The 20,971-nt window shown below is 38.8% G+C and carries 19 protein-coding genes and 1 pseudogene; 3 read left to right on the top strand and 17 right to left on the bottom strand.

Going from position 1 to position 20,971, the window contains the following annotated elements:
* The 15 genes and pseudogenes from traK to WFK35_RS02415 form a co-directional block, all read right to left on the bottom strand.
* A partial coding sequence (gene traK / locus WFK35_RS02345; RefSeq protein ID WP_336731178.1) for a conjugative transposon protein TraK occupies positions 1 to 419 on the bottom strand: 419 nt, incomplete at its 3' end.
* 33 nt (positions 420 to 452) lie between these two features.
* Complete coding sequence (locus WFK35_RS02350) at positions 453 to 1,685, bottom strand: hypothetical protein (RefSeq protein ID WP_336731179.1); 1,233 nt, start codon at positions 1,683 to 1,685, stop codon at positions 453 to 455.
* A 2-nt stretch (positions 1,686 to 1,687) separates the two neighbouring features.
* Positions 1,688 to 2,518 (bottom strand): hypothetical protein, encoded by an 831-nt coding sequence (locus WFK35_RS02355; RefSeq protein WP_336731180.1) that lies wholly within the window; start codon positions 2,516 to 2,518, stop codon positions 1,688 to 1,690.
* Positions 2,519 to 2,522: 4 nt separating this feature from the next.
* On the bottom strand, positions 2,523 to 3,188 hold the full coding sequence (locus WFK35_RS02360; RefSeq protein ID WP_336731181.1) for a hypothetical protein: 666 nt from the start codon (positions 3,186 to 3,188) through the stop codon (positions 2,523 to 2,525).
* 2 nt (positions 3,189 to 3,190) lie between these two features.
* On the bottom strand, positions 3,191 to 3,877 hold the full coding sequence (locus tag WFK35_RS02365; RefSeq protein WP_336731182.1) for a hypothetical protein: 687 nt from the start codon (positions 3,875 to 3,877) through the stop codon (positions 3,191 to 3,193).
* Between the two features lie 10 nt (positions 3,878 to 3,887).
* The gene (locus tag WFK35_RS02370) at positions 3,888 to 4,541 is read right to left on the bottom strand and encodes a hypothetical protein (RefSeq protein ID WP_336731184.1); all 654 of its coding nucleotides are present in this window, start codon (positions 4,539 to 4,541) and stop codon (positions 3,888 to 3,890) included.
* Positions 4,528 to 7,603: pseudogene (locus WFK35_RS02375) on the bottom strand (TraG family conjugative transposon ATPase). The gene WFK35_RS02370 and the pseudogene WFK35_RS02375 overlap by 14 nt, the downstream one beginning before the upstream one ends.
* Positions 7,575 to 7,889 (bottom strand): DUF4133 domain-containing protein, encoded by a 315-nt coding sequence (locus WFK35_RS02380; protein WP_240580995.1) that lies wholly within the window; start codon positions 7,887 to 7,889, stop codon positions 7,575 to 7,577. Before WFK35_RS02380 ends, WFK35_RS02375 begins: the two are co-directional and overlap by 29 nt.
* A 1-nt stretch (position 7,890) precedes the next feature.
* Positions 7,891 to 8,214, bottom strand: a complete 324-nt coding sequence (locus WFK35_RS02385; protein ID WP_336731186.1) for a DUF4134 domain-containing protein — start codon at positions 8,212 to 8,214, stop codon at positions 7,891 to 7,893.
* Between the two features lie 110 nt (positions 8,215 to 8,324).
* Positions 8,325 to 8,897, bottom strand: coding sequence for a hypothetical protein (locus WFK35_RS02390; RefSeq protein WP_336731187.1), 573 nt, complete (start codon positions 8,895 to 8,897; stop codon positions 8,325 to 8,327).
* 32 nt (positions 8,898 to 8,929) lie between these two features.
* Positions 8,930 to 9,580: a ParA family protein gene (locus WFK35_RS02395; protein WP_336731188.1), complete on the bottom strand. Its 651-nt coding sequence runs from the start codon at positions 9,578 to 9,580 to the stop codon at positions 8,930 to 8,932.
* Positions 9,581 to 9,638: 58 nt separating this feature from the next.
* The gene (locus WFK35_RS02400) at positions 9,639 to 11,081 is read right to left on the bottom strand and encodes a relaxase/mobilization nuclease domain-containing protein (protein WP_336731189.1); all 1,443 of its coding nucleotides are present in this window, start codon (positions 11,079 to 11,081) and stop codon (positions 9,639 to 9,641) included.
* Positions 11,082 to 11,092: 11 nt separating this feature from the next.
* Complete coding sequence (locus tag WFK35_RS02405) at positions 11,093 to 11,458, bottom strand: plasmid mobilization relaxosome protein MobC (RefSeq protein WP_278353997.1); 366 nt, start codon at positions 11,456 to 11,458, stop codon at positions 11,093 to 11,095.
* Positions 11,455 to 12,549, bottom strand: a complete 1,095-nt coding sequence (locus tag WFK35_RS02410; RefSeq protein ID WP_336731190.1) for a hypothetical protein — start codon at positions 12,547 to 12,549, stop codon at positions 11,455 to 11,457. The genes WFK35_RS02405 and WFK35_RS02410 overlap by 4 nt, the downstream gene beginning before the upstream one ends.
* A gap of 39 nt (positions 12,550 to 12,588) precedes the next feature.
* Positions 12,589 to 13,383: a hypothetical protein gene (locus WFK35_RS02415; RefSeq protein ID WP_336731191.1), complete on the bottom strand. Its 795-nt coding sequence runs from the start codon at positions 13,381 to 13,383 to the stop codon at positions 12,589 to 12,591.
* Between the two features lie 1,003 nt (positions 13,384 to 14,386).
* On the opposite strand from WFK35_RS02415, the gene WFK35_RS02420 reads away from it, so the two are divergent.
* Both WFK35_RS02420 and WFK35_RS02425 read left to right on the top strand, forming a co-directional pair.
* Entirely contained in the window at positions 14,387 to 14,917 is a 531-nt protein-coding gene (locus WFK35_RS02420; protein WP_002978121.1) for a DUF6252 family protein, read from the top strand.
* A 21-nt stretch (positions 14,918 to 14,938) separates the two neighbouring features.
* Positions 14,939 to 18,118, top strand: a complete 3,180-nt coding sequence (locus WFK35_RS02425; RefSeq protein ID WP_240581002.1) for a T9SS type A sorting domain-containing protein — start codon at positions 14,939 to 14,941, stop codon at positions 18,116 to 18,118.
* Positions 18,119 to 18,273: 155 nt separating this feature from the next.
* On the opposite strand, the gene WFK35_RS02430 is transcribed toward WFK35_RS02425, so the two are convergent.
* The gene (locus tag WFK35_RS02430) at positions 18,274 to 18,885 is read right to left on the bottom strand and encodes an alpha-ketoglutarate-dependent dioxygenase AlkB family protein (protein ID WP_240581003.1); all 612 of its coding nucleotides are present in this window, start codon (positions 18,883 to 18,885) and stop codon (positions 18,274 to 18,276) included.
* A 95-nt stretch (positions 18,886 to 18,980) separates the two neighbouring features.
* Positions 18,981 to 19,763 (bottom strand): XRE family transcriptional regulator, encoded by a 783-nt coding sequence (locus WFK35_RS02435; RefSeq protein ID WP_240581004.1) that lies wholly within the window; start codon positions 19,761 to 19,763, stop codon positions 18,981 to 18,983.
* A gap of 61 nt (positions 19,764 to 19,824) precedes the next feature.
* On the opposite strand from WFK35_RS02435, the gene dinB reads away from it, so the two are divergent.
* Positions 19,825 to 20,967 carry a DNA polymerase IV gene (dinB, locus tag WFK35_RS02440; protein ID WP_240581005.1) on the top strand — a complete coding sequence of 381 codons (1,143 nt, stop codon included), beginning with the start codon at positions 19,825 to 19,827 and terminating at the stop codon, positions 20,965 to 20,967.
* Positions 20,968 to 20,971: the final 4 nt, after the last annotated feature.

The raw sequence follows: 20,971 nt of genomic DNA on the forward strand, positions 1-20,971 counted from the left end.
ATACTAAGACGAATAGAATCAGCATGGATGCTCACCATCGAGCTTGAAGCCACGATTTGATTGTAAAAGCCTTTTTCCCGAAGATTGGTATATTCCTTCTTCCCGCTGTCATCAATGAGATAAAGAGACTTTTGAATATTTTCCTTGATGTAGGCATCGTCGGGAGCCAATGTAAAGAACAGGCGATGGAACAATTCGATCTGTGCTTTGTATTCAACAGGCCTGTTCAGAAGGACATCAGTTTGTTTGGCTAAGACTGGAACCCCGTTATCCAGAACATAAATGGATTTCCGGGAATCCTTAATCATTTGATAGGAAAAGAAAAAGCCTGCAATGACTACAAATACAGCAAAGCCAATGGCTGACAACGAAACGATCTTATTGATCTTGATTCTGTTTTCTATATTTTTGATAAGCATCTGTATTCTATAATTGATAATTAATAGTTGATTTTATTTTCCATTTTTCATTGCCTCTTTTACCCTTCCGGATGCAGAACCGGCAGCAATGGATTTTGCTGCTGCTACGCCTCCTGTTTTTGCCGCCAATACAGCAGTTTTGGCACTGCTCGCCACTTTTCCGGCAGCATTTTTCATTTTCGTCATGGCACCGGCTCCACCTGCGGAAACAATACTGTCTGCTATTGTTGGGGTCATCAAAACTCCGATACCTGTCACGATGTAGGCGACACAGGTAAAAAGCTGGTTATAGATCATTCCGGAATTACTGACGTAGACCATCAATGCATCCAGGTTGGTTATTGTTCCATTGGTTAATAAGGTGTCATACCTTTCGATTTCCATCGTATAGCCGGAAGCAATAAGCTGTTGACCAATATTTATAATTGTGTAGGCCACAAATGTGTAGAGGTTAATATTGATGAATTTGGATACCCAGCTGTACAGGGAGTTTTCAAATCCCGGCACCAGCGCCATTCCGACAGCAATAGGTCCCAGGATAATTAGGATATACGCCCATATCTTCTGAATGAAAAAGATGAGATAGACGCAAATTCTAAGGATGGAAAGGCAGACAAACTCGATCACTTCGGCGACCAGTTTCTGCATCTGGAACTGCATCCTGATCTGCCATTCCTTGATAGGCTGTAACAGTTTATCAATCCCCTCACTGATATCAAACCAGGAATCATCCGCATCTTTTGAAGTATTGTTAATGACCTCCTGTTTGGCATCTTCCTCGGCATTGAGCTTAATGACGGCATCCAATAGTTGTTGTTGTTTTTTGAACCGCTGCACCCGCAGGTCATTGACCTCGGATTCTATATCGCTGAATATAGCAATTCCGGGTTCGGCGATGGCTTCAAACGGCGCCTGTAGCAGATTGACAAATCCCGTCCAATAGACGAGGGTAAACCCAATAAGTATCGGTTTAAGCATCGGGGTGATTTCCCACTCACGGTCTCCGGCAGCCATCTGCCATCCCATATAGCCGAGATACATCAATGCTCCCAATCCTCCAATCGCCCGTCCTACCAGTGCAGAGCCTTGTGCGTTGTCCTGAACACTGGTGTCCAGTTTGGTAAAGACCTCCATAAACCATTTTTCAAAAGCACCGTCACCCTTTAGAAATTGGAGCAGGTTGCTGTAATCGCTATCGGTCTGGGAAAACCCCATTATGGGCAGTAATACAGCCAGGAGGCATAAAATTAAAGTTGGCTTTTTCATCTCTAAAATTTGTGTTTGTACTGCTGCATCACATTTTCGACAATGCTTTTGTCTGAAGCAGGCGTCCATTGAATGGGCAATGCTGTGGTTAAATGGTTGTTCAGGATGTTTTTGTAATCCAAAAGCAGCGTTGTTTTATTATTGTACTTCCTTAGTTCCTGAACAAATTTGCGCCAACGGATCAGCGTTTCGTGGTACATAATGAAGCGTTTTCCCCGTGGCATATCCATCGAGCGTGACAATGAATATTTTTCCTTGATCATATCCAATTCCTCCAGTAATCTTTTTAACGTGCCTGTAGTATTGAGCGTTTCATAGGTCTGTTGGTCTTTCAGCCGCCATTCAATAAAATTCTGAGGGTTGTCCGGAAATTCGGTAACTGGCTTAAGCATTCTTTTGTAATAAAGCAGCCAAAGTGGATCTGCATCCACTGTGGCCGAAGTCCAGTGCGCAAAGTCCTGCACGCTCCTTTTGTAAATGGTATCGGATGCAGCCTTAATCTTCTTGGCTTCTTCTTCCTGGAACTTGAGCTGTGCGAATCGCAGATTTTGTTCTCCGGTAGGTTTTAATGGACGGATATCCTCACCATCTTTATAATCCCTGTTGATCTTGGGAGCCCACATACCCCAAACCGTTGCATAAGCAAAATTGGTCTGGATGCCGAGGAAATATTTGGGGTAAGGACGCCAGTCTCCCCAGCTTTCAAATGTCATTCGTTTGTGCTGGGCAACGATGGAAGGATCATTCAGCCTCTTAACACTGACTTGTCCGAATATCAGGAAGGAAGTTAACAGAAGTTGTAATAGCTGTATTTTTTTAATTAATATTTCCATAATTTTAATTGAAGATGTATTTGTATTTGGTAATAATATCTCCGACGATCGCCCTGTCAATATTGATGTAGTTCTTCAGAACCGGAACCTGATACAGGTATGGGATCTTCTTAGCATTTTCCAGTCTTAGGATGATGTATAGAATGTTGCCGTGAATGTTTCGTACGCGTGTAAACACTTTTTCAATAAGCATTTCGCGATCCATTGAATCCATCAGGAAATCCTTATCCTCATTCATAATATCCTGTGCAACTTCCTGTTGGAGCTTTACAACCTTTTTTCCTATTTCAACATAGTATTTTGAAACCAGTACAGCATATTCCGGGTGCTGTGCGGACAGGTCCAGCATCTTATTGGAATTGCTGACAATTTTCCCTAAGTACTGGTAGAGGTACATCAGTTTTTTACTCTGGGTCAATGCAGAATTGACATTTTTCAACTGCTGATAGATGTATTCCTGTATCGCAATGACCTGTGCTGTTTTGTTTTTAATATCCTCGTATAATTCTTTTTGCTTTTTGTAAGAATCCAGGAATGCCTGCTCACTGGCTAAACGTACCCCGTGGTTGACCGTGATCTGTGACAGTAACTTATCGTTAATCACGATCTGCTGGCTTTGAATTCCAGCAACGGAAAACAAAACAATACTGAAGGTGAATATTTTTTTCATAGCTAAAAGGATTTGATGTTGTTCATGATATCCTGCACGACCTGGCGATCCCTGTTGACATAGTATTGGAAAGCTCTTTTGTTCCGTAAAACCTTAGCTTTGATATCCTTTATTTTTAAAAGCATATGCGTAGAATTTCTGCTCAGCGTTTTGACCTCGCCCAAAGCGTAGTCCAGTAAGATTTTGCGTTCCGATTGTTCCATCTGGTTGATAGCTCCATAGGACAAAACGATTCCTGTCAATAACCGTAAGGTCATTTGAAGGTCATCTACAAACTGCACCTGTGAAGGTAAAACCGCAATAATGGAATAAGGTGCCGTATTGATCTCGTTGATGATCGCAGTTTGGTTATTCGTTATCTTGGTGATTTCCCTGCTCACTGCTAATCCTGCCGGAATCGCCTGTATGGCAAATGACACGATATGAAGCCTGTCCTGGATTTTGGTGACTTTTTCCTTAAAGTTTTTCCATTGTGATTGGTTAGCCGTTTCTACTGACGCATTGAGCGTTTGCTTTTGCCGCATCTCTTTCTGCCGGTCATGTTCCTTCATCGTGGCATTGATCTCAAGATCCATCATCGGGAAAGAAACATTTTCCTTTTGCCACGCTGGCGTAGAGCCACCACCTGATGATGTCAATAGGCAATAAGTTGCAGCAAGGAACAGGGCACAGATCAGGTTCTTTTTCATCATTTTGAGTTTAAAAATTCCGTTTGTAGCGGTTCATAATATCATCCACAATGGCCTTATCGGTATTAATGTAACCGGCAAAGGGATTGATGGAGTTCCAGAATCCGAGCCTGTTGGCTTTTTCCAGTCGCAGTTTAATAGCCAACAACCACAGCTTTAGGTTTTTCACATTTCCCGAAATGTTGTGCAGGATCTTGTAACGGTCTCCGGCGGTTGCAAGGTTCAGCTCACCCGATGCCAAAATATCCGATACATCCGTTATGATCTTCAGGCTTTGCTCGTAGGTTTTCTGTGAAGCTTTTACCCCGAAAATGGCATACTGCGGATGCTGTGATGCTAACTGGACTACTTGCGAGGAATACGTATAGCATTTGTTCAATTCAGAATAAATTTCCTGAACCTGGATTCCATTCTGTAATGTTCCGGAAACTTCTTTTAAGCCTTTCAGTATTTTATTCTGAATATCATTCGCCGCCACCATCTGAGTTCCCACCCAGGTCTGCGCATCTTTTAACTTCGAAGTTTCATCAATAACCTCATTCTGTTTGGCTTTCAGATTTTCTGAATATAGAATCATTGCAGCGGTTACCGTAGGGTCGATGTAGGTATTCTGAGCATTTAGTAGTCCGGAGAATCCCAAAAATAGCATGCTAAACTTTTTCATATTTGTAGTCTTTATTAGTTACCAATTCCGAAAAGTTGATATCAAGGTCGTCCAATTCCTGTGAGATGATCTTGAAAATATTTTTCCCGGGATGGTTTTTCTTCATCTTTTGGTAGTAGGAAACCACCTTCTGATCCAGAGGATGCTGGTAAAGATTTACCAAGGACACCAGGTTTTCAAGACTGTCGCCAAAAGCTTTTAGGTCGGAAACGATCTTTACCAAAGCCTCGTCATAATTGCCGTACTCTTGTACGTAGCACTCAACAGCTGATTTCTCAGGCTTTTCCGTAGTGTAGGTCAGGTACTGTTCAAGGGAAACCTCGTTGCCATAGACTTCACCTTTGGAACCTCTCTTCAGATAAAATTCCTTGAACCGGCTTCTCCCGATCTTGTTGTTGAGATTGTTAATCGTGAAAATTTTGTTTTGCTCTACTTTATTCAAAGATAACAGCGACGCGATGCGATCAAAATTGTCTTTGAATTTGGTCTGATCCAACAGGATAAAGGTGTCGGAATTGTTGATAATTGAATCCTTAACTACGGCATTTCCAATGATGTCATCCAGTTCCTGTGTTACTACGACAGCCTCGCCCCAAAATTTCCGTACAGTTTTATAGAGGTACAGAATATATCCGCCCATCAGTTTACTGGCAATCGCTTTCCAGGCCTCTTCAATGATGAGGGCTTTTCTTCGGTCTTTTCTAAGCCTCATCTTTTGAATGAAGGTGTCCATAATAATCAGTGTCACAATGGGAAACAGCTTTGGATTATCCTTCACATTGTCGATTTCGAAAACAATAAATGATTCATTGAAAAGCGTGTTGTCAGCGGATTCATTTAGGGTCGTTCCATATCTTCCGCCTTTATAAAAATCCCTCAATACAAACAAAAACGTCCTGAGGTTGAACTCTCTTTCCGTAATGTTGTGCTTTTTGTTATTGAGGTAAAGCGGCAGGAATTTATCACAGTAATCGTAGAATCCATTGAACGAAAGCTCTTTGGCAGGCAACTTTTCTTCAAGTTCTTTGATCTTCTTGATTATTGCCTTTCTCAACGATTCATTCCAATCGTCTGCCGTCTCCGGATGTTTAATAATTTCTACGGATCTGATCAAGATGAGTTGTGTGTCATCGTAGATCTTTCTTCGCTTCATATCATTCAAAGTTTCGTAAGCCTCGTAAACTTTGTAGAATTGTTCACTGTCATAGTCAGGATTATTGGCATTCTTATCAGGATGATAGAATTTCAATAATTTTCTTCCTGCTTCTTTCACTTCATCAGGGCTGGCATCGAAAGCAATTCCTAAAATATCATAATACGTTCGTTGCTCCTGGACCTCGCTCTCATATTCGGCAAAAACATCTTCTTCGTGAATATTGTACTTGTTGAGATAAAGAATGAGCTCTTCTGAAGTTTTATGGTTATACCATTCGGTTCCTGAATTGAAATATTGATGATAATAGGACATCAGCACATTATCCAGGATGGATTTCTGTGCAGACGATACTGTCGCATCCGGACCTTGCCATATCAGGAAGATAAGGTTGGTTAAAAATTCAATTTTCTCGATATTAAACTCTTTTTTATCCATCAGAAAAGGATTCATCGTGATCGGTTTTTCTTCGGTGTACTGAATATACCTACCGCCTTTATATCTGCAGGTTCCTGAATAAGAATCTCCGGTATCTACGATCACCACATCATAATTATAGGTCAGGTATTGCTCAACAATATTGTTCATCAGGAATGACTTCCCCGATCCGGATGGTCCTAAAACAAATTTGTTTCGGTTATTGATCCTCCCGGTTTTCATTGGAAGATCAGCGGGATCAACCTTTAATGGAACGCCCTGCCGATCTGTAAATCTCAGGTAGAAGTTAGATTCTTCATTCACGGGATAACTTTCTTTAAAAAAAAAACACAAGGCCGCTTCGCTTGTCGTCATGAAAAGATCGTATTCCCTGAGTTCTGTGGCGTTACCCGGAATGGCTGCCCGAAACAGCTCCATCTGGTTGTAGGCATTTTTTGAAACGATAATACCTTTTGTGAAGAGCTTATTCTCAATCATGGACTGGATTCCTTCCATTTCTTCCATAGTATTTGTTGAAAATATCAGGGAAAAATGAGCATTGACCACTAGCTGACCGTCAATGGCAATATTATGCAGCAAGGTTTGGATCTCTTCTGCGATGATGGCATTGGACGGCGAGTTGTTGGCTGCACCTTCGTGTTTTTTCTTTTTCTTATCGAGTTCCCTTTGCTGCTGGGCCTGGATCGGAATCGTTATGACTTGATTGTAAACTATGGTTTCATAGTTTTCAAGCTCATTGATAAAGGTAAAATTATCAACGGCCGTTTCCGCGGCAGCTCCATTGCCTCCTAGAATAGAGTAGGACTCTATTTCAGAAGGAAGGTCAATATTTTCCACATCAACATAAGAGATGTTTTTGACATAGCGGTTTCCGATCAGTAAGTACGCGTTGGTACTTTTGATATTGTCAAAAGTGGGAATCTCAGAAAACTGCATAGACAAAACTCCGGAAATGTAATATTCAAAATCTTTCTCAAACAGAAATTCAGGTTCGCAGTCATTCTGCTTTAACAACATAAATACCTTCTGGCATTTGTCCCGAAGCTCCTTATAGCTCTTTTCGGAAAATGCGTAATGTTTATTTTTCTTCTTCTTCAGTTTATCGTCGACTATATCAGTAAAGAGCAAAACGGTCTCAATAGTTTTGAAGAGTCTGCCCTCAAAATGATCGGAGTATTTCCTGGAGGAATTGAGTGGATGGCTCAGCAGTATATTTCTTTTTAGTGAATATATCCAGTTTTTGAACAATCCGCCCTTCGCCTATAATGGACACGACCTGATTAAGAATCGTATGGAAGTCCAGGTAATTGTCCGGATCGGCAGAGTATTGTTCTACTACGTTTTTTATTCTAATCCCGATAATGGGATTGCCGTATTGCCCGAAAAGCACGTCAAAATCCCAATTGAAATCCTTTCCGTAATCGTAGCCGATGAACGGAATGTCAAATACTTGTTTTTTTGCTGTTGCCATTCTTTAAAATTTTATTATTGTTTAATCTTTTTGGGAAAATGAAGATGTGATCGAAGTGTTTGGTCTTGTTATACAGACCGTATTTGTCCTGTCTTTTGAAGATCAGGTAAACACCTCCGGCTGTTGCTGCAAGCCCCAAGAGTGAGCCGAGCAATCCGAATTTGGATAGTACCAGGGCGGCAACAACGCCGGCGCCGATAACTGCCACGGCGTAAATGATGTACTTGCCTTTAAGCCCGAAGAATACAAGAGGCTTTTTCAGCCCCTTGTAAAGGTAGAATCCCATTTTAGGCAAAAAAGGAGGTTACAAACTCAGGAACAACGATCAGGAAGATCATGGCACCGCCATAACCCAGGATTTCTTTGTTGACGTCCTGGTCGCCGTTGGTCCATTTATTATACACTCTCAGACCGCCAATAAAACCAACCAATCCGCCGACGGCTTTTAAGATCAGCTTTATCGGGTCCCAATAGTCTTTAATATCATTGGCTGCGTTTGAAATGGCTGTTGCACCGCCTTGTGCAAGCATTGGTGTAACGGCTAGCAGAAGCAATGCTGCGGTGAATAATTTTTTTGTTATCAGGTAACGTTTGTGCGTGTTTTTCATCATATTGAAATTTTATATTGAATTGTGTTTTTGCTTAGAAAAAGGCATAGGAAATGTGCTATCCGACTCAATAGAGCGGATCATTGGTGTATTGAAAATTGTCGTTTTCCTTTCTAGATCATTGAATGGTAGACCTTGAATCCGTCACGGTCTGCAAGTACCTGGACGTGGGTTTCAGCCAGATTGAGGAATTGGTTAAATTGCTGTTTCAGCCTTTGAGAAGCATCTTCTTTATTTTGTTCAGCTTGGAGAATCTCATCATTTTGAGAAGGCAGTTCTGAGAACTCTCTGCTTTCAATGTATTGACTATCTTCTTGATCTGTTGAATCGTGTTGTGTTGTCGGATGTTCATCGATGTTATACGTATCTTCTAGCATATCGATAGCTTGCTCAGATTCAAATTTCTGTCGGTAGTAATCAAGGTGCCGGTTTTCATCAGTGTCATCTTCAGTAGAAGGGAAAGGCTCTTTTTTGTGGAACGAAGTTGGGGTGTTGAGCTGTTCCACATTATCAATGCTGACCTCTGTTATTTCATTCGTATTTATCTCAGCGAATGCTGCGAGGGCAAATTCTTCGCCTTCGTCCTCTTTGAAGACAGTTTCCTTTTTCAGGAAAAGATCATAAACGATATTTCCTGCGTAATAGAGCAGATAAACTGCAAGAATGGTAATAAATATTTTGATCATCGTCGGTAAAGTGTTTTTAGTTTGGTAATTTGTTATAGGCTAATTTCAAGCGTTTGGCTGATGTAATCGATCATTTCATTGAAAGGATGTTTAACCGCATATTTCTGTTCGTAAGTCAGTTTTCTTGTATCGATGGTCTGAAGACAGTTTCTTTTGAATACAGGATTTTTCAGCAGTATTCCGTATTTCCTGATCTCAGCGTCCATACCTTCCTGGTTCTGGTATTTATAACCTTTATCGTATTTGGACCGGATGAATATTCGCTCTGCCTGGCTTTCCAGCAATCCCAAAAAGTTGATAAAGACCAGCGTAGATTTTGCAGAGACATTTGAATATTCAAAGGGTATCACAATAAAATCACTGTAGATCAATAGATCACTATAACGGGCATCTAAGGTTCCAGCAAGGTCAAAAAGGTGGATGTCTTCGCTTTCCTTCATTTCAATGAGATGTTCAAAGTCGGAAAAAGGCTGTTCGTTATCCTCATCGATAATGGCCACATCATAAAGTTTTGGCAGTTCTGACTCTTCATCTTCTTGCCATTTGTGGTAAAAAGATTTCTGAAAATCAAAATCGAACACTTTGACCTTTCTTTCAGACATTCCCGAAATATAATTGGCAAAAGCAATCGCAAGTGTGGTTTTGCCTGTTCCTCCTTTTTGTGTACCAAATGTTATGATCATAGGTTTTGCTTTTTTTGCCGGTTAATTTCTCAGGTGGCTAACAATCGACCATTTTTCCTTACCTCTTTTTTTTCTTCCGTTTTTTCAGCTCATCCTCCGCTGGGTCTTTTGCTCCGCCGGAACTCCTCTGCCATTCAAAAAGCATTTCATTGACGGCCTGCTTAAATTCCTTTTCGTTATGGTTCTCGGTCAGCTTTTCACTTTTGAATTCCGGATTCAGAAACTTTTGATATTGTTTTTCGCCAATCAACAACTGCAGTTCTCCAATGAAATGAAGTTTGGAATGGATGGCGAAATACTTTCCGTCTTCCGATCTCATCAGGCTGACATCATCTTTACGTTGGGTTTTGAGATACTCTTTTACATCATTCCTAACCCTATTGAATATTTCTTTGTTTTTCAGTTTTTTATTGTCAAACAGCATATAATCGCTCAGTTCATTTTCAGGATATATTGCTTTCAAATATTTCAGCAATATGTTTTTGGTTTCTGCATTAGGAATGCCGTAATCTTTCAACTGCTCAAAGAGTCTTTTATCCATTATTGATGATGTGAATTCAAATAAGTCGCTCATTTTCACAATTTCGCTGCCTTTGTAAATGGTACCTGTTTTATGATCGATCAATGTATAACCAAACGGTTTGTTGCCATCCTTATGATGAAACACGATGTCAACTCCGAAGAGGTCTTTCAGTTTTTTCTGAAGCTCGCTTTCAAATTCTATTTCAGGTTTCCAATGATCTTTGTACTTTTCCTCCGGAAGCATGGCTTCCAGCTTTCTATAGTCATCCACTCTAAATACTTTATTGGAGTAGATCTGCTTGTACTTTGAAAAAATGGCTCTGATCTGCTTTACCCGCTTCTCATTCACTGTATTGCTGAAAACAATTTGATCTGCTGAGAAACTTCGTTGTACGATGCCGTTTTTGGAAATGGTAATGGATCTTCCATCATTTGTGTTTTTGATAAGTTGATAACCATTTCTGTTAAGCAAAGTTTTAAGCTGCTGAAAAGAGCCAATTTTGTAAGTTAAAAGTTTATCTAATTTTTCTTTCTCATTGATGCCGTATAGTTTTTCCATCACCTGGGCTAAAGCTTTTTGCGCCTTTAGCTTTTCGTAACTGTCATCAATCTTTTTTCCGGTTTGTTTATCCACCCTTGTGGAAACAATATGGAGGTGATTGTTCTCTGTATCACTGTGAAAAACTACTATGTATGGCTGTTCTCCGTAACCCATTTTATCCATAAAATCTTCACTGATCTTTGTAAGCTCTTCTTTGGTATGATCGTGAAACTTAGTTGAGATCACAGCATGGAATTGCGGTTTTTGTACTTTCTCACTTTTGGATATTGCTTTTAAATAGTTCCTGACCTGTTGCTTGTCACTGTCTTCATTGATCAATGATGGAAAGTTTTTCATCAGCATCAGTTCGCCTTTGCCCTTGTCCACCTTCTTATCATTGTAGTCCACTCCGGGGAAATTGCAGCCGGCAGGTTTCATTAGCTTGACGATCATTTGGAAAGCAATGCGTATATGTTTTCAAACATTTTATTTTGCTGTGCTTTCAGTTTCTTTATCTCTAAAAGTTGTTCAGAAAATAGTTCCAGTTGATTTTCCGAAATATATTTTTGACTGTTGACCAGCTTTGCCACCTGGTTGATATTGGTTTCGATCTTTGAAAAGATGTTGTCCTGTTTTTCAATGAAAGACACTATTTTTCTTCGTTCATCATCCATTAATCTATTTTCTACAGAATCGATAATCAGGCTGGTCATTGAAATATTTCTTTCCCTGCACTTTTTCTTCCAGTTCTCCTTTCTTTGCTGTTTGATCCTGAAAAAGATTACCTCAGAACTGCTACTGTCTTCTTGTTTCATGGGAGACTCCAACTCGGAATACCATTCACACTTTTAAGGATATAGGTTCCACTTGGTGGTGGCGCAGGAATCAGTTCTGTGGCGAATCCAAATGAACCGTCCGCTTTCGCAACTACTTTCTTTGTATATGCCGGATCACCATCTGCATTAGGCATTTGTGATGGCGTTACACTTAGTTTGCCGTTGATATTCAACCATCTTTCAGAAAAATCCCCCGAGATCAACGCAAATTTGTAATCCGTATAATTATTGGTAATACTGTCCCAAAAGCTGGTTGAGCTTGTTGTAACGGGGGTGGAATGTATAGCTAATTTATTGCTGACACTTCTGTTTCCTGTTGCGGGGCTTCCGGCACCAGCGCCAATGAACACATTATTAGAGCCTGTCCTGTTTCCGGTTCCTGATAAATACCCGATCGATACATTATCATTTCCGGAAGTGATGTATGACATGGCTCCGGCGCCTATCCCTATATTCCGGCTTCCTGAAATTACGCCGTTTGCAATTCCGTTTAATGCGGATACACCCGCACCATAGTTCAGCTTCCCGGTAACTTCTCCCTGGGACATCGCATAGGCGCTGGCAGAGTTACCTTTTCCTGATGTAATATTGGCATCGGTAGCTAGAATAGAGTTGTATTCGCCTGTAATGGGGCTTCTTGATTTTCCCAGGATATAATTTTCCTTTTGGTCAAAATCAAGTTTCAAACTGTTTTTCACTACCAACTCAACCGAAGAAGTGTTGCCTCTGAGTGCGACGATTTCCAAAGGATCGCTTTGCAAAACAGGAATCCATTGTTGGCCGTCGAAACAATATAAGCCCGTTTTTTCGATATGAGCCGCCTGTCCCACCAAGTTAGTAGCTGGTGATGTCACAAAGATTAATGCCCCTTTCTGAGCAGTAGAAAATGATTTTGCAGCGATTTGGTCTCCTGTAATACGGGGTGGAATAATACCATCATAATGACCTGTATCATCAGGCTTTCCGACCACTTCAAAAGTGGCTTTTGGTGTCTGAGTATTAATACCGACCTGTGAAAAAGCACTGGTGGCTATTAATACAAAGAATAATTTGAGAAAATTGTTTTTCATTGTGTTATGTTGTTTTAATTTAATTTGGTTTTTAGAATCTTACTTTAAATATGGAATCCGCCAGTTGGAATACCCCTGTACTTCTCCGTAAGTGTAAATGGAAGTCGATATCTGGTTCAGCGAGCTTTGAGGAATTTGTATAGTGTAATTTTCTAGCAATGCAGGAAAGTACTGGGTTGAATTTTCGTTGTGTAAGAGAACAATTTGATTGGGAATATAACCTATATCGTTAAATATGTCTTCAATATCAATAAGAGCCTTACCCGTAACAGGTGCAGAATTGTCGGTTCGATGTAAACGAAAACGAACATTAACAATACCGTTGATTTTTCTGAATACAACAAATCCTTCAAGCCCTCCAAAGTTTTTTGAGCCTATGGTGTAATTTTTAGAAGAGGTCAGGTAATTGTTTGTATTCGCCCATTGATTTCTTGGTTCCGTCCAGGTGGAGGTTGCGGCAAGACTTGCCGTGCTGTTAGAATCAAAAGTCAATAAAATGTAATATTCTATCGGATCAACATCTTTTGATACAGGTTGCCAGGCCGTACCATCGAAGTAATACAATCCGGTAGTTCTAACATTGATAACCTGCCCGGATAAGTTTGTAGCAGGAACAGTCACAAATACGACGGCTCCTCTTTTTGAAATTGAATATGATTTTCTGGACAATTGATCTCCCGTTATTCGTGGTGGAATAATCCCGTCGTAATGATTAGGATCAACCGGTTTCCCTGTAACGTCCAAAGTGGTCTCTGGTGATACAGTATTAATTCCGACCTGTCCCGAGACCCATATGGTCAATAAGCTAAAGAAAAAGTAAAGATATGTTTTCATCTTTTTTGATTATGATTTCTGTTGCAAAGTTGGGACATCAAAATCGTGAAAACAATAGTATTCAAAGGCCTTGGGCTAAATAAGACCATTCTGGTCTAATTTGGAAATCGTGGAGATTAATAAAGAATAAATTGGAATTTGTATATGATTTCAATAAAGAAAAAAAACGAGTTCCGAAGTTTTTTCCCCTTTTGCAAAAAGGCAAGAGAGTCTTTGGATGTACAACTTGAAAAGTTGTATATACAAAGACACATCTTGCTAAAAAGAGGAGGGTAGTTTTAAGAGTTCTGAAAAATAATTGTAAAAGTTTGATTCTGTTGATGATGCGTGATCTTTATCGTGTATTGCTTTTGAAAGGAAAAAAATACTTAGATAATAGATTTTCAGTTTGTATCTATTTTACCCACGTTTTGAAATTGCGTGTAGCTATTTTACGCATCCAAATAGAAAGTTTGTATTCATTTTACTCACGTTCAGAAATTGCGTGTAGTTATTTTACCCATCTAAATCGAAAGTTTGTATTCATTTTACATATAGTTGGAAAATGTGTGCAGTTTCGTATGTTGCTAAGTACAAAAGCTTGTATCTATTTTACCCACGTTCAGAAATTGCGTGTAGTTATTTTACTCATCTTGGTCGAAAGCTTGCATTCAATTGACGTAATGTTGGAAATTCTGTGTAGCTTTTTTACACAGCTAAATAGAAAATTTACATCCATCTTACCAAAGGTTGGAAATGGTGTATAGTTATTGATTACCATTAATATTAAGGTGAGTTTCATAAATCATATAAACTTTTTATATCTGTCAATGCAATTTAAGTTGGAGTTGGTGTCAATTACGAAGTATAAGAATTTGTACTGTATTTGACTTTAGAAAATGCGAAACTCTCCAATATAAGAATTGGTTGAATCCCATTGCTATGACTGTATCAAAGAAATTTGTAAGTAAAGAAAAAAAATGGTTAATTTACAAACTCTTAATAACCACGAAATTACATTCTTATGAAAAATCTACTTTTTGTAGCTCTATTATCAATAGGACTTTTTTCTTCTTGCAAAGATGATGAGCAGGATCAAAATGTATTGCCAGAAGCAACGCAATCCGGTAAAAACACCGCAGGGGCATTAATAAATGGCAAAGTTTGGGTAGCTACCACAAAAAAGATTAACCAACCCGGCACCTATTGTGAAAAGTTGAATAATAACTATTATTTAATAAAATTAGATTTAAGAAAAGATCCTGAGAGATACACTGAATCTATTGACCTAATTGTATCAATCCCCAACTTAGAGATTAACCAAACATATGAAGTTGTTAATCAAACACCTGACGATGGTTACAACTATGCAAGCTATACAAGTAATGATAAGGTTAGTTACTCATCAAACTCAAACAACACCGGTAGAATAAAAATAACGAGACTCGATCTTCAAAACCAAATTGTTTCTGGAACATTTGAATTCAAAGCCGAAGATAGCAATGGGAATATTGTTACTATAACAGAAGGACGCTTTGATAAAAAGTTCGATTAAAAACTAAATAAACACTAACCTATGAAAACAAAATTAAGTATTTTGGCAGCATTCCTATTGCTGTCAAAGCTTCTACTTGGACAAGTCCAAGTTAGTCCACAACTTGTAGCGCAGCCGAGTGATCCCGTCAATCCGGTCCTGGAATCTACACTTTTATTGCCCTTTTCAGATTTGGACAAGACAAAAATACAAACAGGTCTACTACTGGATGCAGGAATAGAGTTTGCGGATCTTAAGAAATATAATGGAACTCCTACGGATAGTTCATTTACCACATCTAAAATCATAAATGACATTTACGGGTCATTAGTAATGAGTAAAATATCGTCGAATGGCAGTGCTCTTAAATCTCCCGCTGATTTTCAAAGTGAGTGGTTTCAGGACCAGACAATTGATCTACTGCCGATAGGTGGAACCTATTTCAAATATAACCAATTTTCAGAAAGCAATCAACTAGCTTTTCAGAATATGGCTCCGAATCTGCCTACTGATAGATTGAATAATATTTCTACAGGATCTCTAACGTTAACACCTCAAAATAAAATTTTAGATGTTTACGTAAATAATGTCTGGCAAGATCCTTATGAGATCAATAAAGTTTTTGCAATGGCACCAATTGCGAACAGTCACAACAAACTACATTTCAATGTTGTTTTTCCACCTACTCTGTTTCTAAGTAATTACATTAGTGAAATCTCAACTCTCGAAGTAAAATTTTCCGATACCACCAACTTTCAAACGGTAACATTGGGGCAGATAATGCCTGTTAGTTATCCCTCTACTGGTGAATATACCTGGACATATAAACTTACTTTAACGAATGGGCAAATACTATACTCAAAAAACAAATTTTCAGTTACTGGAGATTTGGAAAAATATGTCGATATAAATGACAATGGGCAGGCTTTTTCTGCTGCAGCTAACTTGTCCACCAACAATTACTGGAAAGTACAACTGGAAAATTATCAGTATTTTATTCCTTTCCCCCCGACGGTTGTAAATAAACCAAAACTTACATTATATATTAAACTTCGTAATGGGCAAACCCAAATCACAAAGCCTTTCCTTGTAGCAGAAGGCTTTGATACAGGTCATATAACAGCACCTAGACAAGAAGGCGGAGATAATAATATTGATGATTTTTTGAATAGAGGAGGTATGCAAAATTCTGCATTGAAATCCTATTTAGAAGGGAATTACGATATCATCTATGTAGATTGGGGTATTGGTACTGACTATATACAAAATAATGCTGAACTATTAAAAAAAGCAATCAGATGGGTAAATCAGAATAAAATAGGAAGCGAGAAGAATGTAGTTTTAGGACAAAGTATGGGAGGTCTTATTGCTCGATATGCGCTAAAGGATATGGAGGATAACGGGGAAAACCACGATACAAAATTATTCATTTCTCACGATTCTCCCCATTTGGGCGCAAATACACCTTTAGGGCTACAATATATGCTTAGACATATTTCAAAAACTTTTCTTCGTTCGCCCATTGTTGCTGGTCTTAATTATGTTTTTTCGCCTATATTCACTGGTGGTGCTCCTGTAAGTGACATTCTTACAATCGCCGATACTCCTGCTTCCAGGCAAATGTTAATCAATTATATTAATAGTAGCTATAGCATTGATAATTCTGTCCACAACACCTGGCAAGCAACTTTAAAGTCAAAAGGTTATCCTCAGCAAACTAGGAATGTAGCTATTTCAAATGGAAGCGAATGTGGTACCGATCAAAACCTCCAGGATTTGGTTACAATGCATCACAATAGTAAAGGCTGGTTTGTAGATTTTATCGGGGCATTGATTGGTGGCGTAACATTAGATCCTGCTCAGGTAATACTTTCTGTTGTTCCGGGAAAATCCCGCTATTACTATGATTTTGTTGCTCGACCAATGTCTAGCATTAATGAGTCAAAGCAATTATATTATGGAAAGATAGTATATAAAAAAGATATTTTATGGGTAATCCCAGCTCAACATACACTACTTTCTGGAAGCAGAAATCAGCCCTCTAATGTGCTGCCTATTGATAAATATGGTGGTGGGAAATACAGATTTCCAACTTCTTCATTACCTGAATTTCTCGGCAATCATATTACTGCAACTGATTTTTCTTTTGTTCCAACACCCAGCGCTTTGGATTACAATTTTGGAAATACAACGCTTACAGAAAATGAATATCAGAAAACTTTTTCACCAGTTGACGATGCCAGTAATATCCCTTTTGCAAACTTTGTAGCGGAGGAGATAGGAAGTTACTATGGAGAAAATACAAGCCATACCTATTTTAGCCCAAGGAATAGACAGTTTATTCTCAATCAATTCTCAGAAGCCACCAAAGATCAAAAGTTAACTACCGCTTTTTTGTGTGGTAGCAAAGTAAAAATAGGCGGAGACGCACTATTGTGTGGAAATAATAACACAACTTATACAACAGGTTTTGCACCAACAATCCAATGGTCGGTAATAAATGGCGCTAACCTCGTTGATATAATTGGTCCTAGTAACCAGCCTCAAATCTCACTTACTCCTAAAGCAAATGCGAATGGTTTACTGAAGTTACAAGCATATCTTGCTGGGGGTGGAGCAAGCAATACGGTTACTAAGGAGGTTTGGATAGGAAAACCTATGTTTAGCGTGTCCCAGATTAACGATCCCACTTACTACAACGAATCTCATTTCTATTTAAGTAATAGTAATGCAACACCTGTCGGTAGCGAGCAGGGCATTACTCAGGTAACCTGGACAAAATTGTCATCAAGTCCCCAATATGGTGTATTTCTCCATACCTATAATAATCAACTTGAAGGATTTGCACGAGGAAGTAATAATAATTGGTCTATGGAGGTAAAAGTAGAAGCAACAAATGGTTGTGGAACATCTACTCAAACAGTAACTATAACACCACCGCCGGCTGCACCTTGTGAAACATTTTCTATTGCAAAAAACGGAGAGACTTCTGATAGCTATGTTGTATTGAAATATATTGAACCACCTTGTGTTTCGGGAAAAACTGTAATTTCGAAACAAGAAGAACAATATCAAATAACTGTTGCCAACAGTATGGGAGCCGTTGTAATTTCCAAAGCGGGAAACTCTTTCGATCTACAAGGTTTTCCGACAGGAATGTATGTAGTAAATATTTCAAAAGACAACGAAACCTTAGTAAATCAAACGATAATTAAAAATTAGTTTTAATTAACAATAGAAAAACAGGAATATTCAGTCTTCCTGTTTTTTAATATCAATATCTCGAATTTGTTTAATTACTGGTAGTTAGGATAACTTATTTCTGAACCAAGATTTAGTTTTTCCAAAAAAATTGTACTAAAGTATGCAATTGACTGTTATAAAACCTTAATTAACCTAAATGTCAAATTGATTCTCTCTTTCATAGGAATAGTTGACTTAGCAATTCTATGCTCCCAATGCTCCTGCAAATCTCCTTTCATAATGAGCAGTGAACCGTTTGGAAGCGGCAAGCTGTACTTGCTTTGATGATGATCCTTTTTTCTGAAATCAAAGTTTCTGGTTTGTCCGAGACTAATGGATGCAATGACAGGGCGTTTCCCATAACGGTTCTCCTTATCCCTGTGCCAGGCTACTGAATCATTATTATCGCGATATAGGTTGAGCAAAACACCATTGAACTGATAACCGAATTCTTTTTCAATTCTTTCTTTTAGAGCATATAATTCAGGAGTCCATTCATTCCTTGCAGTTGTATTATTATCAGCCGAATCGTAAGACTTTGTATCACCATACCACGCAGTGAGACGAGGCGTTATTACTGTTTTGTCGTACATTTTTTGTGTGCGTTGCTCCCAACGTGTAGAATGGAGCAGTTTATCTTTCAAAAGGTCTGCTTCTTCCTTGCTCAGAAAAAATTCTCTGAATTCCAAAAGGTCTTTTGGAAACTCGTATAGATCTTCGGAATCGAATAAGCTGAGCTGAGTCATGATCTGTAATTCAATTTATTTATATATTTGTCGCCCTCTCTTAATAGAGAGTTTTTTCATCATTTGTGTTTTTACTTCCCTTCGGGGAAGTTTTTTTATTCTTGGCTTAATCTCAATAAGCTATTTTCCAGTTTGCTAATACTCTTTTTAGCTTCGTCCACTAAATTTTTCAAATTCGCTTTATCAGGCAGGGTGTGCGGTTTATAATCCTGCGGCAAAATTCCTCTCACGTAGCGCCATACCTGAGCAATCTCGTCCAAAGCAATATTATATGGTTCATAAAATGAATTGTCCGCTAAAACGGTAATGTACTTTTTATTTCTTTTCAAAAAAGTCTTATAGGTAATCCCTTCCTGCGTCACAAAAATATATTCCTTGTTGGCTTTTAAATCTTCTAGTTTTTCAACATACTCACCAATGAGAATAGACTGGTCGGCAAATGGAGGCATTGAATCACCATCAGCTAAAAATCCTCTGTATTTCCCACTCTTAAGGAAGGGAAAATATATTTTTTGTAGGCTTTCAATGTATTCAGGGTCACTAAAGCCTTTCAGATATCCCATAGAAGCCTTCTGCGGAACAATCTCAATAAAATTATTACCTTCCGTATCTACAACTATTGGAAGCAATACCTTATTCGCTGGAAGATTAACTACATCTTCCAAAGGATATTTTCTGATATCAACCGTAAGTAAAAGGTCAATGCTCACCTTAAAATATTTCGAAATCCTGATTAAAACCTCGTAAGGAGCCTCGGAACGTCCGTCTTCGTATTTAGAATAACGCACTCTGCTCAAAAAAATATTATCTGCAACTTCTTGTTGTGATAATTTTTTTTGAGCTCTTAAATACCTGATGTTTTCTGAAAAAATTGACATTGATACAATTTGTATCTACAAATATATAAAAAATGATACAATTAGTATCTAATTTTGTCAAATGGAACGAGCAATTGCACATATGGATTTGGATACTTTTTTTGTTTCCTGTGAGCGGCTGAGACACTCTGTGTTGGAGAAACAGCCTGTTATCATAGGAGGTGGAGATCGTGGAGTAGTGGCATCGTGTTCCTATGAAGCCAGAAAATTCGGGGTACGTTCGGCAATGCCAATTAGAATGGCTCTGCGATTATGTCCCGAAGCGCAGGTCATAAAAGGAGATATGGAATATTACTCCAATATGTCGCATATGGTAACAGAAATTATTCAGGAAAAAGTACCTGTCTTAGAGAAAGCTAGTGTAGATGAATTTTATCTGGATCTCTCCGGAATGGACAAATTCTTCGGATGTTATCAATGGACAACTGAAATTGCCAATGCCGTGACCAAGCAATCAGGATTACCCATCAGTTTTGCATTGTCCACCAATAAAACCGTTTCAAAAATTGGAACCGGTGAATCAAAACCTACCGGAAGATTTGAAGTGAAGCCTGAATATATTCAGCCTTTTTTAAATCCTTTATCAGTCAAAAAGATTCCGATGGTCGGAAATGTAACTTTTGAACTGCTGTCAAGATTAGGGGTAAGAAAAATAGAAACCCTGTCTAAAATGCCAGTGGATGTGTTGCAGCAACTGATCGGAAAGAACGGAACGGAGCTATGGAAGAAAGCCAACGGTATTGATAACACGCCTGTCATTCAATATTCTGAAAGAAAATCTATTTCTACGGAAACAACTTTTGCCGAAGATACCATTGATGTTCTAAACATCAGAAGTATTCTTTCCGGAATGGTAGAGCAGCTCTGTTATCAATTGAGACACGAACAATGGCTGACCTCTACCGTTTCTGTAAGGATACGATATGCGAACTTTGATACAGAGACTAAACAATGTAAAGTACCTTATACTTCAGCAGATCATACTTTGCTCAGATATGCTTTAGAACTGTTCAGAAAAGTATATACCCGCAGGATGAGAATTCGTCTTGTTGGGGTAAAATTTACCGGGCTTGTTCACGGAAACCATCAGATGAACCTTTTCGAAGATACGGAAGAGCTGATCTCATTATACCAGACAATGGATAAAATTAAAGATAGGTTTGGAGCAAAAAGCGTTGGACGTGCTTCAGGTCTTTTAACTTAAAAAT

This window comes from Chryseobacterium sp. VD8, assembly GCF_037149975.1.
In the GTDB taxonomy this organism is placed as follows: Bacteria; Bacteroidota; Bacteroidia; order Flavobacteriales; family Weeksellaceae; genus Chryseobacterium; species Chryseobacterium indicum.